Source organism: Leclercia sp. GHBNCSD, from assembly GCF_055805075.1.
This window is the reverse complement of sequence record NZ_JBQVYO010000001.1, coordinates 2,719,785-2,736,774: the sequence shown is the minus strand read 5'-3', so window position 1 is coordinate 2,736,774 and position 16,990 is coordinate 2,719,785. Positions and strand designations below refer to the sequence as shown.

Annotated in this window: 12 protein-coding genes; 7 read left to right on the top strand and 5 right to left on the bottom strand. The window is 55.3% G+C overall.

Going from position 1 to position 16,990, the window contains the following annotated elements; genetic code table 11:
- Window positions 1-385: 385 nt before the first annotated feature.
- Window positions 386-1,759, bottom strand: coding sequence for a PTS transporter subunit EIIC (locus ACT3IC_RS13230; RefSeq protein WP_473477750.1), 1,374 nt, complete (start codon window positions 1,757-1,759; stop codon window positions 386-388).
- Window positions 1,760-2,033: 274 nt separating this feature from the next.
- On the opposite strand from ACT3IC_RS13230, the gene ACT3IC_RS13225 reads away from it, so the two are divergent.
- Window positions 2,034-3,233, top strand: coding sequence for an enolase C-terminal domain-like protein (locus ACT3IC_RS13225; protein WP_103176942.1), 1,200 nt, complete (start codon window positions 2,034-2,036; stop codon window positions 3,231-3,233).
- On the opposite strand, the gene ACT3IC_RS13220 is transcribed toward ACT3IC_RS13225, so the two are convergent.
- Together ACT3IC_RS13220 and ACT3IC_RS13215 are read right to left on the bottom strand one after the other, a co-directional pair.
- Entirely contained in the window at window positions 3,221-3,940 is a 720-nt protein-coding gene (locus ACT3IC_RS13220) for a GntR family transcriptional regulator (RefSeq protein ID WP_156655217.1), read from the bottom strand. The two genes, ACT3IC_RS13225 and ACT3IC_RS13220, sit on opposite strands and share 13 nt — an antisense overlap.
- A gap of 36 nt (window positions 3,941-3,976) precedes the next feature.
- A complete protein-coding gene (locus ACT3IC_RS13215; RefSeq protein WP_159339955.1) occupies window positions 3,977-4,816 on the bottom strand; it encodes an alpha/beta hydrolase in 840 nt (279 codons plus the stop codon).
- 187 nt (window positions 4,817-5,003) lie between these two features.
- Here ACT3IC_RS13215 and ACT3IC_RS13210 point away from each other — a divergent pair, with 187 nt between their 5' ends.
- The 5 genes from ACT3IC_RS13210 (at window position 5,004) to fucR (ending at window position 11,400) form a co-directional block, all read left to right on the top strand.
- Window positions 5,004-8,003: an autotransporter family protein gene (locus ACT3IC_RS13210; protein WP_159339954.1), complete on the top strand. Its 3,000-nt coding sequence runs from the start codon at window positions 5,004-5,006 to the stop codon at window positions 8,001-8,003.
- Window positions 8,004-8,184: 181 nt separating this feature from the next.
- A complete protein-coding gene (yghU, locus tag ACT3IC_RS13205; protein ID WP_103176946.1) occupies window positions 8,185-9,054 on the top strand; it encodes a glutathione-dependent disulfide-bond oxidoreductase in 870 nt (289 codons plus the stop codon).
- 140 nt (window positions 9,055-9,194) lie between these two features.
- Complete coding sequence (locus ACT3IC_RS13200) at window positions 9,195-9,527, top strand: glycine zipper family protein (protein WP_103176947.1); 333 nt, start codon at window positions 9,195-9,197, stop codon at window positions 9,525-9,527.
- Between the two features lie 176 nt (window positions 9,528-9,703).
- Window positions 9,704-10,687 carry a sensor domain-containing diguanylate cyclase gene (locus tag ACT3IC_RS13195; RefSeq protein WP_159339953.1) on the top strand — a complete coding sequence of 328 codons (984 nt, stop codon included), beginning with the start codon at window positions 9,704-9,706 and terminating at the stop codon, window positions 10,685-10,687.
- Entirely contained in the window at window positions 10,684-11,400 is a 717-nt protein-coding gene (fucR, locus tag ACT3IC_RS13190) for an L-fucose operon activator (RefSeq protein WP_473477745.1), read from the top strand. Before ACT3IC_RS13195 ends, fucR begins: the two co-directional genes overlap by 4 nt.
- Here fucR and ACT3IC_RS13185 read toward each other — a convergent pair.
- Window positions 11,397-12,944 carry a methyl-accepting chemotaxis protein gene (locus ACT3IC_RS13185; protein ID WP_103176950.1) on the bottom strand — a complete coding sequence of 516 codons (1,548 nt, stop codon included), beginning with the start codon at window positions 12,942-12,944 and terminating at the stop codon, window positions 11,397-11,399. The genes fucR and ACT3IC_RS13185 overlap by 4 nt on opposite strands.
- A gap of 515 nt (window positions 12,945-13,459) precedes the next feature.
- Between ACT3IC_RS13185 and ACT3IC_RS13180 the strand changes: the two genes are divergently transcribed.
- The gene (locus ACT3IC_RS13180; RefSeq protein ID WP_473477741.1) at window positions 13,460-16,012 is read left to right on the top strand and encodes an autotransporter domain-containing protein; all 2,553 of its coding nucleotides are present in this window, start codon (window positions 13,460-13,462) and stop codon (window positions 16,010-16,012) included.
- 42 nt (window positions 16,013-16,054) lie between these two features.
- Here ACT3IC_RS13180 and yghX read toward each other — a convergent pair whose 3' ends face one another.
- Window positions 16,055-16,942: a YghX family hydrolase gene (yghX, locus tag ACT3IC_RS13175; protein WP_103176952.1), complete on the bottom strand. Its 888-nt coding sequence runs from the start codon at window positions 16,940-16,942 to the stop codon at window positions 16,055-16,057.
- Window positions 16,943-16,990: the final 48 nt, after the last annotated feature.

The following is a 16,990-nucleotide window of genomic DNA, read 5'->3' as shown; positions in this document are numbered from 1 at the left end:
CATTTATTGTCCGAAGACATTAAGAATCCATGTCACTTTGAGTGCCCACACAGATTGTCTGATAAATTGTTAAAGAGCAGTGCAACGTGGCTTTCGCTCACCGTTGCGAGGTGGCGTATATTACGCCTTCCTCTTTCAGAGTCAAGCGATTATTTTCGCTTTTCTCCTCAACCGGCCCGGCTGTTAGTGTGAAGTGATTCACATCCGCCGTGTCGATGGAGGCGCATTATAGGGAGTTCTCCGGCGCCCGCAACCCTTAAATGTCATAAAAATGACTGACTGCTGCATTCCCCAGCAAAAGCCCGCCTTATACCTGATTACCCACAGAGTTATCCACAAACATGCTGATATTCTCTACTATATAGAGGCTAAGGCGGGTTCAGAATCACGCTGCGGCCTGTTCTTTGCGTACCAGAAGGGTGGTAAGTATAAAGGAGAGCACCAGCGAGATCGCCACACCCGCCAGAGCAAAGATAAAGTACGGCCCTATATAAGCAGGCAAACTGAAGATGCTTGACAGGATATAGCCATAGAGGCGCACCCCGAAGAAGGCGATAAAGGCTGATGCCAGCGAGCTGGCCACCGTGGCGGCGATAAAAGCTTTCTTGTAGCGCGTCAGGACGCCAAAGAGTGCCGGTTCGGTAATCCCCAGCAGCGCAGAGATGGCTGCCGACAGCGTAACGGTCTTCTCCTGACGGTCTCGGCTCAGCCGCCAGATAGCAAATGTCGCCCCCGCAATTGCCATATTGGCCATAAACATCATCGGCATCAGCATGTCGTAACCACGGTCGCTGAAGTTTTGCAGGGCAATCGGCGTCATCGCGTGATGCATACCGGTCAGGATCGCCACCGGACGGATAGCCCCGACGATAAGCCCGGCAAAGCTGGCCGACACGCCAAACAGTCCTTCTATAAAGAAGGCGAGTCCTTTACCCAGCCAAATGCCCACGGGGCCGATCACCACCAGTGCCGCCAGGGCGCCTATAAAGAGGGAAAGCGTTGGTGTGAACACGGTTTTCAATACATCCGGCATAATGCTGTCTACCCAGCGATGGATATAGCTTAATGCCAGCACCGAGAAGATCACCGGAATGACGCTCGAGGCATAGTTAAAGACGGAGACCGGTATGGCATTCATTAACCAGAGCGCGCTGACCGCCCCTTCCTGATGTGTCGCCAGGGCTTTCGCTGCTTCTATTAAGGAGGGATACATCAGACAGGCGGCAACCGCCGCGGCAAGATACTCATTCGTTTTGAAGATCTTTGCCGCCGACACGGCAAGAAAGAAAGGCAGAAAATAGAACACGCCGCTGGCAATCAGGTCGATAACCATAACAGTATCGCTTTTCGCTGATACCAACTTCAGTGCAATCAGCCCGGCCAGCAGCCCTTTTATCATCCCGGCCCCGGCAATGGCCGGAACAATCGGGCCAAACACGCCCGAGACGGTATCCATAAAGAGGGAGACCAGACTTTTACGCCCCTTCGTCGCCGTCGGCGCCTGATCGCCCCCTTGACCGAGTACCTTAACCATTTGCACGTACCAGCTGTTCACCTTCGGCCCAATAATCACCTGAAACTGATCGCTCTGCAGTTGCGCGCCCAGCACGCCCGTCAGATTTTTTATCGCGGTCTGATCAACTTTGTTATCGTCGATAAGATCAAACCGTAGCCGCGTCATACAGTGCCAGACTTTATTAATATTCCCCTGGCCGCCGACCAGATAAATAATATTGTTGATGGCTTCTTGCATCCCCATAAAGACTCCTGCCGGTATGGTTGTTGTTTTATTGATGCTCCGAGAATAATTAACCCCCCCATACAAAACAAACCAATAAAATTTGACACCGCTCACACTTAACCATCTAAAAGACGGTAAAACAATATGCAATGCACAATTGGTACGGCTTTTAATTAAAATAGAATAAAATAACTGACCAAAATAAATAATAAAAAAATGGTTTACCTGTAAACATTTTTGGGGCGATGATATTCCCATTCCGTATTTCCACAGCGCAGCAAAGGAGTTTTTCGTGACGCCTGTGATTATCAAAAATATCGAGTGTTTTATTACGCGCCCGGACCGACATAACCTGGTGACCGTGCGCGTCACCACCGAAAACGGGCCCATTGGACACGGTTGCGCCACCTTCCAGCAACGCCCGCTGGCGGTGAAAACCCTGGTGGATGAGTACCTTAAGCCGCTGCTCATCGGCCGGGATGCCAATAACATCGAAGATCTGTGGCAAATGATGAACGTTAACGCTTACTGGCGTAACGGTCCGGCAATGAACAACGCGATTTCAGGCGTGGATATGGCTCTGTGGGATATTAAAGGGCAACTGGCCGGAATGCCGCTTTATCAGCTGCTGGGTGGAAAAGCCCGTGATGCGATCCCGGCTTACAGCCACGCCAGCGGCGAAACGCTGGAGGAACTCTTTGCCTCCGTTGATAAACTGGTGGCGCAAGGCTATCGGCATATCCGCTGCCAGCTTGGTTTTTATGGCGGAACGCCATCGGCGTTACATGCCCCGGAAAATCCGACGTCAGGGGCCTGGTTCGATCAGCATGAATACATCGCGAATACCGTGGAGATGTTCCGCACCCTGCGCGAAAAATATGGCTGGAAACTCCATTTCTTACACGACGTTCATGAGCGATTATTCCCGCAGCAGGCGGTGCAACTGGCAAAACAACTTGAGCCTTACCAACCCTACTTTATTGAAGATATTTTACCGCCGCAGCAGAGTGCCTGGCTGGAACAGGTTCGCCAGCAGAGCTGCGTGCCGCTGGCGATGGGCGAGCTCTTCAATAATCCCGCTGAATGGCACGAGCTGATTGTGAACCGCCGCATCGACTTTATTCGCTGCCACATCTCGCAGATTGGCGGCATTACACCGGCGCTGAAGCTTGCGCATCTCTGTCAGGCCTTCGGCGTGCGTCTCGCCTGGCATGGCCCCGGCGATATGACCCCTATCGGCGTGGCGGTAAATACGCACCTGAACATTCATTTGCATAATGCCGCCATTCAGGAATTTATTCCGCGTTCTGCCGCCACCGACAGCGTATTCCCTGGCGCGCCTGAGGTGAAAGACGGGTTTGTTTATCCGCCGACAGCGCCCGGCATCGGCACCGCCTTCAATGAAGAGCGAGCTCTGGCCTATCCGTTGGTTTATCGCCCGCATGAATGGACGCAAAGCCGCCTGCCGGACGGCTCGATTCACACGCCCTGATGTTGTCGCCAGGCTAAATTATCGCGGTTATACGGGCTGACCCAGGTGCAGGTGTAGTTGATATCAATAATATCGCTCACCTCAAAGACCCGACCCCCCTCCAGTATTCCACGATTATTAATATGCATTGCTGGGCTGCCTTTTTTGCAGCCCAGTATTACCGCCTGCTCCCGGCTGACGCTGACCGCCCGGTAGGTGGTCAGCATATGGGAAATGATCATTCCTTTATTTAAGACGTACTGCTGAATGGAACGCTCAATCGCCTGCTGATTAAGATCGGGGAAATCGGCGGCCGGCATGCTGGACACTTCCAGCTGTACGGGCTGGTCATCGACGTAGCGCAGGCGGCAAAAGTGCCAGATAAAACTCTCTTCATCGATGCCGAAGATCTGCTGCGCCGCGCGATCGGGCCTCCTCTTATGCAGGCTAATCATCCGGTAACGCATCTGATCGAATCGCTTTTCCGTGATCGAATTATAAATCAGCGGATTATTGCGTGCATGCTCGTTGATCCAGATCCCCGAGCCCTGCACGATCCGCACCACGCCAATACTGACCAGTTTTTCCAGCGCCTGGCGGATGGTGAAACGCGAGACGCCATACTCTTCGGCCAGCTGTCTTTCAGGAGGAAGTTTACGTGGCCCTGCCGTGGTGTCCTGATAGATTTTGCTCAACAGATCCTGGGTCACAAACTCTTTCTTTTTCATTGTTCCATCCTGAAGTCACTCAACGTTGATCGCACCTCAACACTCCGGCAAATCTTGTGCCAGCAAGCGCGGCCAGACTACCGCCCAGTCGGAGCCATGCCCCAACCCGCTGACCACCTCCGTTTGCACACAGTTCCCCCCCACCGCCTGTTGAAAACGTCTGGCGACGGCGGGCGGCACGGTGGTATCGGCTTCTCCACTGTAGTGGATCTGTGGCAGGACGCGAAGCGTAGGCGCACGATCAATAGCGCTTTCCGCCTCGGGCATCGGACTGACACGGTGCAGGGCATTGACATACGCCACGTCGAGATTGCCCGCCACCGTGCGCAGAGAGCGCACATCATTCCGTCGTTCGGCTAACAGCGCGGCGATATTACCGCCCCCGGAGTAGCCAACCAAATCGAGCTTCACGCCGGGATAACGCTTCACCATCTGGCTGAGCGCCTCATTCATCGCATCAATGACCGCAGGTGAAAAACGATCCTGCGTCCAGATATTTACACGGCAGTGCGCCGGCAAAGGCGGCCCGATAAACTGGCAGGGCCGGGCCAGATAAAGCACATTGGCATGGCTATCCGCCGCCGCCAGCATCAGGCCAACTGGATTACGAGGTGTCGGATTATCCGAGGGTGTGAAGCGGTTTTTCCAGGCAAAGCCATCCCCCTCGATATAGACCCGCAACGAAACAACCGGAGGCGTGATTCGATGCCAGCTGGTAATCGGGAAGGGATCTGTATCAAACTTCTCACTGATCAGACCACTCTCCCTGGCGATTTTTTGTACGGCACCCTGCGGATTGGCTGAAATACATCCCGCCAATAATAAAGATAAATTAATCAATACCGTTCCCTGCAATAAGTGAGGATATATCCTCATTCCGCCACCAGCCTTAAGTCAAATTATAAACATTACAAAAAATATGCAATAAATTCTCCCTGAAATAATTAAGCAGGACTTATTGTTTTCAGCAACGAATTGTATATTCTGCGCCCGAAGATATCGGATTAATCCGAAGAGATCGCCACAACCTTTGCACAATCATCGCTACTTATGACGGAATACCATGGAAAAGAAACGCCTTAGCCAGCTGATCTCCCTGCTGGTTGCATCGACGGCTGCGCACGCCTTCGCAACGTCTCCCGAGTTAATTATCGACACGCCAACGAGTAATATTCAGATCGCTGACGGAAAAGAGCTGGTGCATATTACCCATGCGGGAAGTATCACCGGCACCCCTACCAATGCCTTAACCGTGAACGCGGGCGTCACTGTAACGACACTTACCAATGATGGGATGATTAGCGACACCGTTGATAACCCTTTATTGTTAAACAACAATATTGTTCAGATTGATGGAACAATAGATACGCTAAACAATAACGGCACCATCTCCAGCCAGAGCCTGTATCAAAACGGCAGCGTCGTGGCGGTGGGTGCGACGGGGGTGATTAACACCTTCATTAACAGCGGCACGCTCGAGAGAGTTCCTGGCTCTTACAACCTTTTCGGGTATAACAACAACGGTACCTTGAGCAATGCCGGGACTATCGGCACCCTGGTTAATGCCGTGGATGGCAAGATTGTGGGCTATCGCGGCATCAACAATCAGGGCACCATCGACAACCTAAATAATGCCGGCCTTATCTCTTCTGTGAATAACGATAACGGCATATTCATGGGGCAAAAAGGGGCCATTTTTAACAGCGGGACGATTGGCTCCCTGCATAACACCGGAACAATTGAAGGCGGCACGACCGATTATTACGGCAGCTCCGGGATTATCAACCAGGGCATCATTAACGCTATCGTTAATGATGAGAAGATTAACGGCAGCTCCTTCGGCATTATCAACTCCGGCACCCTTAATACCCTTGTTAATAACGGTAACATCACCGCCAACGACACCGCTGTCTATAACAACAGCAATAACAACAGCGTTATTGGCTCCATTGTGAACAACGGTGAAATCTCGGGTAACTGGAGCGGGATTTACATCTGGAACTACAACAACCAGGGCAACACGGAGATCGTCAATAACGGCCTTTTAAGCGGCGGGGGCTATGCCCTGTTTGTTAACGGTAATAATAGTGACACGGTAACCCTCACCAATACCGGCACCATTACCGGTGATATTTACTCCACCAGCACGGCACCATTAACTCTTAACGGTGGCACCACCATGGGCACGCTGACCGGCATCGACGGCGCGACGGGCACCATTACTGGCTCTAATGTCACATTTGGCAGCGGCTCGCTGCTGCTCAACGATAATGTCAGCACGTTTAGCGTTATCCCTGAGTATGGCCTGATGGCAATGCAGATGAGCGACGACATTGAAGTGACGACCGGCACCGTACTGAACGAAGCCGCGTCCCTTCAGGTCAATAACAGCATCAACATTCTGGGTGATTATCATCAGAAAGCGGCCGCAACGCTCATCTCCGGCATCTCCGATCTGGCCGAGGCTAACGGCGATGTGCTTGCCGACGCCGGATATGGTCGTCTGAACGTCAGCGGTAATGCCACTATCGACGCGGGCTCAAGCATCAATCTGCTGCGCACCGGCAGCACCTATAAGTTCGCTGAAGGGCAGCGCTATGTGGTCATCAACGCCAGTGGCGCCCAGACCGACTACCATGCCGATCAGCTGAACTATAAAGCGCTCGGCTACCGTGGTGCGGTCAACGGCACCGTGTATGAAGATGCGACGAGCAAGGCGCTGGTGTTAACCCTGGGCGCAGAGCCGGTCACTCCCGATCCGGTAGAGCCACAGCCCCAGCCGCAGCCGCAGCCTGAGCCGACGCCAGAAGTGACCCCGCCTGTGGTGACCGAGCCTGAGATCGCCCCGCCGGTCGTTACGACCCCGGCACAGCCGACCCAGCCTGCGCCAGCGGAACCCACACCTGCTCAGCCGACCAAACGGGGCTATGCCACTATCCCAAGCGCTACCGCGTCACTGGGCGGGCTGGCGAGCTACTCCGGTATCGCCTCACCGCAACTGCTGAATTTGTATAACGCCTCGCTGGCAATTGAAGGTAAACAAGAGGCGAACCGCGTTGGCGAGCGTCTCTCTACCAGCCAGAATCTCAACACCAGCTCAGCGGCAACCGTTGCCATCTCTACCGCTCAGGCCGTAGTGGGTGCTCACATCGATGCCGTGCGTAATCCACAGGCCTCCGGCGTGAGCGGGGTGGCAACCGGTGATGACTACGCAGAAAACTGGATTGTCTGGGGTCAGCCGTTCGGCGGTTATGCCCGCCAGCAGAGCAGTGACGACGTGAGCGGTTACTCAGCGAAATTTGGCGGCCTGATCATCGGTGCCGACCGTGCCCTGGGTGACGCCTGGCGTCTGGGCGCGGCGCTGAACTACAGCAACACCTCCGTACATGGTAAAGACAACCTGAGCGGCAACAACTCCACCGCCGATAACTATGGGGTGATTGGTTATGCGGCCTACACCGGCAATCCGTGGTATCTGAACCTCTCCGCGGGCCTGAACCGTCAGAACTACAGCTCCGTTCGCCGCGCCGATTTCACCGGTTTCTCCGGCGCGGCGCACGGCAAGTTCAACGGCCAGTCGGTCACTCTGCAAAGCGAGCTGGGTTACCCGATCACGCTGCCAGCCGACGTGGTACTGACCCCGCTCGCGGGCCTGACCTACGGTTATCAGCATGTGGAGGGCTACAGCGAAACTGGCGGCAATGGGATGGCGCTGGATGTCAGCAGCACCCATACGCAGTCGGTAGTCAGCGATATCGGCGCCCGCCTGGAGAAGAGCTTTTCCACCGGTCTGGGTAATCTGACGCCGTTTGCCCAGCTCTCCTGGATCCACCAGTACGATAACCGCCAGGTCAGCAGCCATGCGACCTATGCCGCCGATGCCGTGGGTGAAACCAGCTTTATCACCAAAGGAGCTTCACCGGTGAAAGATATGGCCAGCGTAGCTATCGGCACCACGCTCTACGACGCCAACGATCTGAGCTTTGACGCGCGTTACGACCTGCAGGCCGGCGATCGTTACCAGGCGCATACTTTCAGCCTGCGTTTACGCAAGTCGTTCTGATTATTATGTCCCTTCAACGGGGCCCTCAGGGGCCCCGTTTTTTTACCCGGGTAAAACATTATGTTTTTAGCACACCAGCAGGCATCCCGTTGAGCGCATAATCTTATGCGCTCAGTTCGTTAAACCGTTCACGGAACAGCTGCTACACTGCCTCAACACCTCCACAAAAAGGCAGATCAACATGTCCGAGAATAACTACCAGCCAGCGAAAGTCTGGGAATGGAAGCAGAACAACAGCGGCGGCGCGTTCGCCAGCATCAACCGCCCAATCTCAGGCGCCACTCACGAGAAAACCCTGCCGGTCGGTTCACATCCGTTGCAGCTTTATTCACTGGGTACGCCAAACGGCCAGAAGGTCACTATTCTGCTGGAAGAGCTGCTGGCGCTCGGCGTCACCGGTGCGGAATATGATGCATGGCTGATCCGCATCGGCGAAGGCGATCAGTTCTCAAGCGGGTTTGTTGAGGTCAACCCGAACTCTAAAATTCCGGCCCTGCGCGACCACTCCACCACGCCGCCAACCCGGGTGTTTGAGTCCGGCAATATCCTGCTCTATCTGGCGGAAAAGTTCGGCCACTTCCTGCCAAAAGATCCGGCTGGACGAGTGGAAACCCTGAACTGGCTATTCTGGCTGCAGGGCGCTGCCCCGTTCCTTGGCGGCGGTTTCGGCCACTTCTATCACTATGCCCCGGTAAAAATCGAGTACGCCATTGACCGCTTCACCATGGAAGCCAAACGTCTGTTCGACGTGCTGGATAAACAGCTGGCGCGGGGTCGCTACGTGGCGGGTGAAGAGTACACCATCGCCGACATTGCCATCTGGCCGTGGTTTGGCAGCGTGGCGCTGGGCCAGGTTTACGGCGCGGCAGAGTTCCTCGATGCCGAAAGCTACAAGAACGTTCAGCGCTGGGCGAAGGATGTCGCCAGCCGTCCGGCGGTGAAGCGCGGGCGTATCGTCAACCGCACCAATGGCGAGCTGAGCGAACAGCTGCATGAGCGCCATGCGGCAAGCGATTTTGATACCAACACTGAAGATAAACGTCAGGGCTAACCCCTGTGCCGGGCGGGCCACCGCCCGGCGACGGTCAGATTACGTTGAGTTTCCCCACTACGGCATTATTGGCCTACCTGGCAAACCGCGCAGCTGGCAGTATCCCCAACGTCTCACTGCATATTTATAAGGGAACAGCCATGAAAACCATGAAAATCACTTTGATGATCGGCGCGCTGATCTTCTCTGCTACCAGCCTGGCGGCAGATAAAACCGCTACCGGGGCGCTGGTGGGTGCCACCATCGGCGCAGTAGCCGGGAAAAGCGTAAAATCCACCGTCGGTGGCGCGGTGGTTGGCGCGGGTACCGGGGCAATGTTTAAAAACGGTGAGAAAGGCAAAGCCGCGCGTAAGGGGGGAGCCATTGGTGCCGCTGTAGGGGCTGGTGCAGCCGCCGTAACCGGCAATAGCGTTCTCAAAGGCGCCGCCCTTGGCGCAGGGGCGGGCGGCCTGGTCGGCGAAGCGACCCACTAATAAAAATGCCAGGTGATTATTCCACCTGGCTTTTTCAGGCCCCTCATTTCTTATTTCCTGGCTGTTTATAAGACCTTCAATATAAGCCTTAACGCAAATCCCTCTCTTTTTTCAACACCATATTTACTTCCATCCAGTAAACTGGCATCAATAATTTCTTTCTTCAGATTATTCGCATGTCAGAAAAGGCGCTGAAACAACAGATTCAGAATCTCAAAAAGCACAATGCCCGGCTTGCCAGGCTGGCGCGTGACGCCCGAAACAAGCTCAGTGCTGCGCTCGACGGAACCGGTCTCTGTTTATGGCAGCTCGACGTTCCTACCGGCAAGCTGATTATCTATAACCGCCGCTGGGGTGCGATGCTGGGCTATCAGCCCAAGGAGCTGAATGCGCAGTTTGAGATCTGGCGTGAGCATCTGCATCCGGATGACAAACAGAACGTGCTGGATGCCTTCTACGATCACCTGCACGGCAAAACGCCCTTCTATGAAGCGCTGCACCGCATGCAGCACAAAAACGGCACCGTCACCTGGGTGCTGGACCGCGGACGGGTGACGGACTGGGATGAAAACGGCAACCCCCTGAAGGTGACCGGCACCCATATCGACATGACCAAAGAGAAGCAGTACGAAGAGCAACTGGCCCAGCTGGCTAATCACGATCCGCTCACTGGCCTTGCCAACCGTCACGCATTGCTTAAGCACTTCGCCCAGCTTAAGGCCCAGGGGCCGCTCAGCATCGCTTTTATCGATCTTGATGATTTTAAAACGGTGAACGACACTTTTGGTCATCGCAGCGGCGATGAGCTGCTGATCCAGCTCAGCCAGCGCCTGCGCGATGCCTGTCCGCCGGAGGCCATCGTTGGCCGCCTGGGTGGCGATGAGTTCGTGCTACTGTTGCCTTTCCCGCTTTCCAGTGTGCGGGTGAACAGCACCGCCCACCGTTGTCTGCAGGCGGCGCTGACGCCGTTCGAGCTGGATAATGGCCAGGCGCAGGTCGGCGCCTCGGTAGGGATTGACGAAGTGCTGGAGCAGGATGATTTCGTCAATGCCCTGCGCCGTGCCGACCGATCGATGTACCAGATTAAGCACACCGGCAAAAACGGCGTGGCGATTGGCCAGACGCCGCTCGCCTTCACCCGTACCGGAACAGAACCATGAAAAGCCCCCGTCATCAGGATCTTATCCGCCTGCTGGCGGCCTCCGACTGGCTGACAACAGAGGCGCTGGCCGCCGCGCTTGGCGTGAGTAAAGAGACGATTCGGCGCGATCTGAAACTGCTGCAGCAGCAGGGCAAGATCGTGCGCCATCACGGGCGGGCGCGGGCGATCCACCCGGATCACCGCGACGGCGGAGAGCCCTTTGGCGCGCGGTTGAAAAGTCACTACGCGGATAAAGCCGATATCGCCCGTCATGCGCTGGACTGGGTCAGCGAAGGCATGACGCTGGCCCTGGATGCCAGCTCAACCTGCTTTCACCTGGCGCGGCAGCTGCCGGATATCGCCCTGACGGTCTTTACCAACAGCCTGCCCATCTGTCATGAGATGGCGAAGCGCGAGCGCATCACCCTGATCTGCTCGGGCGGGACGCTGGAGCGCAAATACCGCTGCTATGTGAATCCGGCCCTGGTGACGCTGCTGAAATCGCTGGAAATTGACCTGTTTATCTTCTCGTGTGAAGGGGTGGATGAGCAGGGTGTGATGTGGGATCCCACCCCGCACAGCGCCGGGTTTAAATCGCAGCTGCTGGGCCGCGCCAGCCAGTCGCTGCTGCTGATCGACAAAAGCAAGTTTCAGCGCTCCAGCGAAGTGAAAATTGGTCACCTGTCGCAGGTGACGCAATTGATCAGCGACGCGCAGCTTGCCCGGCGTTAGTCTGCCAGACGGAACTTCTGCACCGAACGTTGCAGCTCTTCGGTCTGGCGCTCCAGTGCGGAAGCCGCCGCCGACACCTGCTCCACCAGCGAGGCATTCTGCTGGGTCACGCCGTCCATCTGGGTGATCGCCACCCCAACCTGCGAAATGCCTTTGCTCTGCTCTTCCGAGGCGCTGGCAATCTGCTTCATGATGGTGGTGACGCCAGTAATGTCGCGCAGCACCGCCTCCATGGTGGTGCCAGTCTCGGTCACCAGTTTGGCCCCCTCCTCCACGCGGGAGACGGAGTCAGAGATTAACCCCTCGATCTCTTTTGCCGCGTTCGCGCTGCGGCTGGCGAGATTCCGTACCTCACCGGCTACCACCGCAAAGCCACGCCCCTGCTCGCCCGCCCGCGCCGCTTCCACCGCCGCGTTGAGGGCCAGAATATTGGTCTGGAAGGCGATGCTGTTGATGACGCTGGTGATCTCCGCAATCTTCTTCGAACTGATGGAGATCCCGGTCATGGTACTGACCACATTTTCCACCAGCGCGCCGCCGCGACTGGCGCTGACAGAGGCGACGTCCGCCAACTCGCTGGCCTGACGGGCATTATCCGCGTTGAGCTTCACCGTGGCGGTGAGCTGCTCCATGCTGGCGGCGGTCTCTTCCAGCGCCGCTGCCTGCTCTTCGGTACGGGACGAGAGATCGTTATTGCCGCTGGAGATCTCCGTCGCCCCGCGCCAGATGTTCTCGCTGCCGTTGCGGATGGTGCTCACCGCCTCGCGCAGGCTCTCCTGCATCGCCGTCAGCAGCGGTACCAGCTGGCCCACACAGTTACGGCCAAAAGGCGCGATCGGCTGGCTAAGATCCCCCTGCGCAATCAGGCGAAAATGGTGGCGGAGCTGCTCAAGAGGTTTCACCAGCATGGCAACCAGATAACGGTCGGCGAACAGCAGGATCAGCAGGCCGATAATCGTTGCGGTAATCATTACCGTGCGGGTAGTGCTGGTGAAGCCATCCACCGTCACCCGGGTGGTGTCGAGGATCGTGTCGGCGGCCTTATTGAACTGTCCGGCGCTCTCGCCAAAGGCGCGGCTTAGCGGTGGGGTGACATTGTTCGCCTGCTGGCGATAGCCCTCAAGGTTGCCCTGCTGAGCCAGCTGCATCTGGGGCTTAACGCCGTTATCCAGCAACGCCTGCCAGCTGGCGATCACCCGGGCGGAGACGTCGGCATCCATTGGCCCCGGCGACATGGCTTTCAGCTCGTCGAGCCTGATGCTCATGGTATCCAGCGCCTGCTGCACAGCGGCAAAATCGGCCTTGCCGCCTGCCGCCTGCGTCTCCATCGCGCGGCTCAGCCGGGTAACAAAACGGAAGTATTGATCGTTGCCCTGGCTGAGCACCGTCATCTGTCTGACCAGCTGGCGATCGACCTCATTGCCATCCGCCACGCGGGAGAGCGCCCATGAGCCATACAATCCCACGCCCGCCCACATTAAACAGAAGATACCCAGAATCGTCAGCATCACGAACCGGATTGTAAGATTACGAAATATACGCATAACTCTTTCCTTGCCTGAGGGAGATGTCGCCCGGAGGCGAGTATTACCCTCGTTATCGGCAAGAAAAGACGAAGCAATACCTTTTCCTGGTTATTTTTATAAAACTTTTCATTTCTGTTTACCGGGCCGGAAAAGGATAATCACGCCAGGACAAATACCCCTCTAAATAACGTGATATTAGATTTCATAAAATTTACAAATGTAAATCAGGCTCTCCATTCATAATCCACATAACTCTAAAGGGTTAGTCGTCCGATCTCTCTTGACAGAGAATTTTCCTGCTCAAGCGGAAAAAGTCTTACTTTTTGTACGTTAATAAAACTGTAACATTCACAAAACAGATATATTTAGAAAAACCAATCATTTGTTTTTATAAAAATGGTCATTTAATGGCTTGATATAATTTCAAATTTCATTACACCCTTTTCGTCTGAGAAAGTTCTTAATTACGCATATCTGGTTTAAAAAGAATTCACTTTGATCCGGTTATAAGAGATGAAGAAATGCGTATTTCAATGAAAAGGACCTTGTTGTCACAGTGTGTATTACTGTCACTTGCCTCGTTTGCTGCCCAGGCAGGCGAGACCCCTGCCACGCCTTGCCAGAATGGTGACACCACCCAGACCTGCGGCCTGAAAGAATATCCGGACGGCAGTTTCTATCAGGATCCAGGGGTCACTGATGCCGTTATGGCAAATGAAACAGCAACCAATATTTATATGGATGGTGACCGTAAAACAGGCGATACGCAGACCTTAACTGTGACAGGTACGGACATGTCCGGTTATTATATTCAGGGAAGCAATGGCGGTACCGTGAATATTAACGTCACTGACAATGCCAAAGTGGATATGATTGAAGTCGGTTCCGCATTCAAGACCACCAATACAACGATCAACGTCAATGACTCCACGCTGAACGGCCAGAACAGCGACGGGGCCTATCAGCGAGACAAAGATTATATGATGGGCGCCGCCATCTATCTCGACCCGCTCGATGCAGGGTACCACGACGTGAATATCAGCAACGGCAGCGCACTGCATGGCAGTATTATCAGCGCCGGTCAGGGCACCCAAACCATCGCCATGAGCGACAGCATCATGGATAATGGCGGTATCTACGTCGGCAGCGATAAATCCGATACCTCCCTTACCCTGACGAACGCCAGCGTGGATGCAACTAACAGCCAGGTGGCGCAAAATCTCGATACCATCGTAGAAACACTGAGCCAGTACCAGCCCTTCCAGAATATCAACGTTGATGCCTTTAGCGATCTGGCAGTGGCACTGTACGGTACCACTCAGGATACGCTGGCACTGAACAACAGCACCGTGACCGGCGACATCGGGGTTATTAACGAAAAAGGCCAGACCAACCTGTCATTCACCAATAACAGCGTCGTGAACGGCAATGTGACGCTGGACGGTAACTCCACCAATACCGTTCTGGTGGATAACAGCACCATTAATGGCGACCTGAATGCCAGCCAGAACAGTGGCGATACCACCATTACTCTGCAAAACGGTGCTAACGTTGACGGCAATATTACGACCGGCGCAGGCGATGATACGGTGGTCCTGGTGAATGATTCCCACGTCACCGGTAATGTCAGCGGCGGAGACGGCAACGATACCCTGTCGATGGATGCGGGTAGCTCTATTTCCGGGCAAATTAATCAGTTTGAAACTGTGAATACCACCAGCGATAACAGCATCAGCCTCGACACCATTAACGATTCAACTACATGGAGTCTGCAAAACGGCTCCACCCTGACCGCCGACACCACGGGTAGTAATGCCGTAGTGAACATGAGCACCGATAGCCGGGTTAACTTCGGCCAGATCACCGGCTCCCGTAACGCTGTGGTAGTCAATAACATTACCTCTTCGGCGCTCAATCAGCAGAACATCGTGCTGGGGTCCTTTACCACGACTACGGCAACCACCACGCCGGAAACGGCCGCCAATGCGACCTTCAGCAACGGTCAGCAGCAGGTTGAAAACCGCAGCGCGGCTTATAACTACAACAATGCTCTGAGCATTGTGCCTGGCGATAACAGCCAGGACTGGAATATTGTCTTTAACAGCTCACGTGGCGCACTGGCCAGCGATGTCCAGGGATTAGTCGCCGGGCTGGATGCAGCCGAACAGGCGGGCCATCAGGTCACTGATGACATCGCCAGCCATTTGGATCGCCTGCACTTTGCTGGCCTGACAGGTGAACAGCAGGAAGGGGCCCAGCTGTGGGGAGATTTCCTCTATCAGAACGGTAACTTCAGCAACGATGTGGATTACAAGAGCATCACTCAGGGCGCACAGGGAGGCGTTGACTGGACGGCGTACCTCGCTAACGGGGACAGCGTAACCGGCGGCGTGGCACTGGCCTGGACCCGTAGCCGCGTTGAAGATACCGCCAACGGCCCGGACAGCTTCAAGGACACCGTCTATGGTAACTACTACAGCCTGTATGGCGGCTGGCAGCAGGCGCTGAACGGTCGTCAGTGGGGCATGTTCGCCGACGCCAGCTTCAGCTATGGCGATATGCGCTACTCCCTCTCCGCGCATAACGTCACTGGCGACACCAGCGGCATGACCGAAGCGCTGCACGGCTCCACAGACGGTAGCCTGTATATGGCTCAGGCTCGTACCGGGGTGAACGTGCTGCTGCCAGGCGAAACCGTGCTGCAACCATACGCCATCCTCGGCTGGGATCAGACCAAAGCTAACGGCTTCTCCGACAGAGAAGTGACCTTTGCTGACAGCCAGGTCTCCTCCTGGAACGGCGGCGCGGGTCTGCGTCTGACCACCACCCTGACCGATCTGAACAAAAACGTGCAGATCATGCCATGGCTGGATGCCCGCGTGCAGAAAGAGTTCAGCGATGATACCGATATCCAGGCAGCGGATTATCACAACACCGCAGGTCATAACAACAGCATGGGAATGTTTGGTGCGGGCGTGAATGCCACTATCGCGCACAACTTCTCGATAAATACCGGCATTTACTATGGCACGGGCGATGTCGATAACGACGCCAGTGTTCAGGCAGGTATGAGCTACAGCTTCTGATGACCACGCCTACCCGGCAGCCTGAGGCTGCCGGGTATTTTCTTAACTCAAATATTTCTCAAACCATCCCAGGGTTCTTTTCCACGCTAATTCGGCAGCAGGTTCGTCGTAACGCGGGGTAGAGTCATTATGGAACCCGTGGTTGACCCCCGGATAGATCCAGGCTTCGTACACCTTACCGTTAGCTTTAAGCGCGGCCTCATAGGCAGGCCACCCCTCGTTAACATTCTTGTCGTGCTCGGCGTAATGCAGCAGCAGCGGCGCCTTAATTTTGGCGACATCCGCCGCCGGTGGCTGGCGGCCATAAAAAGGGACCGCGCAGGCCAGCTCTGGCCAGGCGACCGCGGCGGCATTAGAGACACCGCCGCCGTAGCAAAAACCGGTGATCCCCACTTTACCGGTAGCGTCCGGGTGTTTTTGCATAAACCCGATGGCGGCAAAGAAGTCATTCATCAGCTTCGTCGGATCGACCTTCTGCTGCAGGATCTTGCCCTCCTCATCATTGCCGGGGTAACCGCCCACCGAACTTAAACCATCCGGCGCCAGGGCGATGTAGCCCGCTTTCGCTACCCGACGCGCCACGTCCTCAATGTAGGGATTGAGCCCGCGGTTTTCGTGAACCACCACCACCGCCGGCACTTTGCCGGTGGCTTTGGCCGGTTTCACCAGATAGCCGCGCACCTGGCCATGGCCGTCCGGGGAGGGATAGGTGATGTATTCGGGCAGGATATCGGGATCGGTGAATTTCACCTGCTCCGCGAGGGCGTAATTGGGCTTAAGCATATTAAACAGCGCCAGCGCCGTGACGCCGCCAACCGCATAACGGGCAGCCAGATTGAGGAACTCACGTTTGTTGATTTTGCCGTGAGCGTAATAGTCGTAGTAGTCGAGCAATTCCTGAGGAAAGTCTTTGGCGGTCATACGCGTCATCGCATATCTCCATGAATTGTGAACGAACTAAGGTTAGAATAGAAACGC

Excerpts from the sequence above, each read along its gene's own strand:
- ACT3IC_RS13230 (WP_473477750.1), bottom strand. The coding sequence starts at position 1,759 with ATGGGGATGCAAGAAGCCATCAACAATATTATTTATCTGGTCGGCGGC.
- ACT3IC_RS13220 (WP_156655217.1), bottom strand. The coding sequence starts at position 3,940 with ATGAAAAAGAAAGAGTTTGTGACCCAGGATCTGTTGAGCAAAATCTAT.
- ACT3IC_RS13215 (WP_159339955.1), bottom strand. The coding sequence starts at position 4,816 with ATGAGGATATATCCTCACTTATTGCAGGGAACGGTATTGATTAATTTA.
- ACT3IC_RS13210 (WP_159339954.1), top strand. The coding sequence starts at position 5,004 with ATGGAAAAGAAACGCCTTAGCCAGCTGATCTCCCTGCTGGTTGCATCG.
- yghU (WP_103176946.1), top strand. The coding sequence starts at position 8,185 with ATGTCCGAGAATAACTACCAGCCAGCGAAAGTCTGGGAATGGAAGCAG.
- ACT3IC_RS13200 (WP_103176947.1), top strand. The coding sequence starts at position 9,195 with ATGAAAACCATGAAAATCACTTTGATGATCGGCGCGCTGATCTTCTCT.
- ACT3IC_RS13195 (WP_159339953.1), top strand. The coding sequence starts at position 9,704 with ATGTCAGAAAAGGCGCTGAAACAACAGATTCAGAATCTCAAAAAGCAC.
- fucR (WP_473477745.1), top strand. The coding sequence starts at position 10,684 with ATGAAAAGCCCCCGTCATCAGGATCTTATCCGCCTGCTGGCGGCCTCC.
- ACT3IC_RS13185 (WP_103176950.1), bottom strand. The coding sequence starts at position 12,944 with ATGCGTATATTTCGTAATCTTACAATCCGGTTCGTGATGCTGACGATT.
- ACT3IC_RS13180 (WP_473477741.1), top strand. The coding sequence starts at position 13,460 with ATGAAAAGGACCTTGTTGTCACAGTGTGTATTACTGTCACTTGCCTCG.
- yghX (WP_103176952.1), bottom strand. The coding sequence starts at position 16,942 with ATGACGCGTATGACCGCCAAAGACTTTCCTCAGGAATTGCTCGACTAC.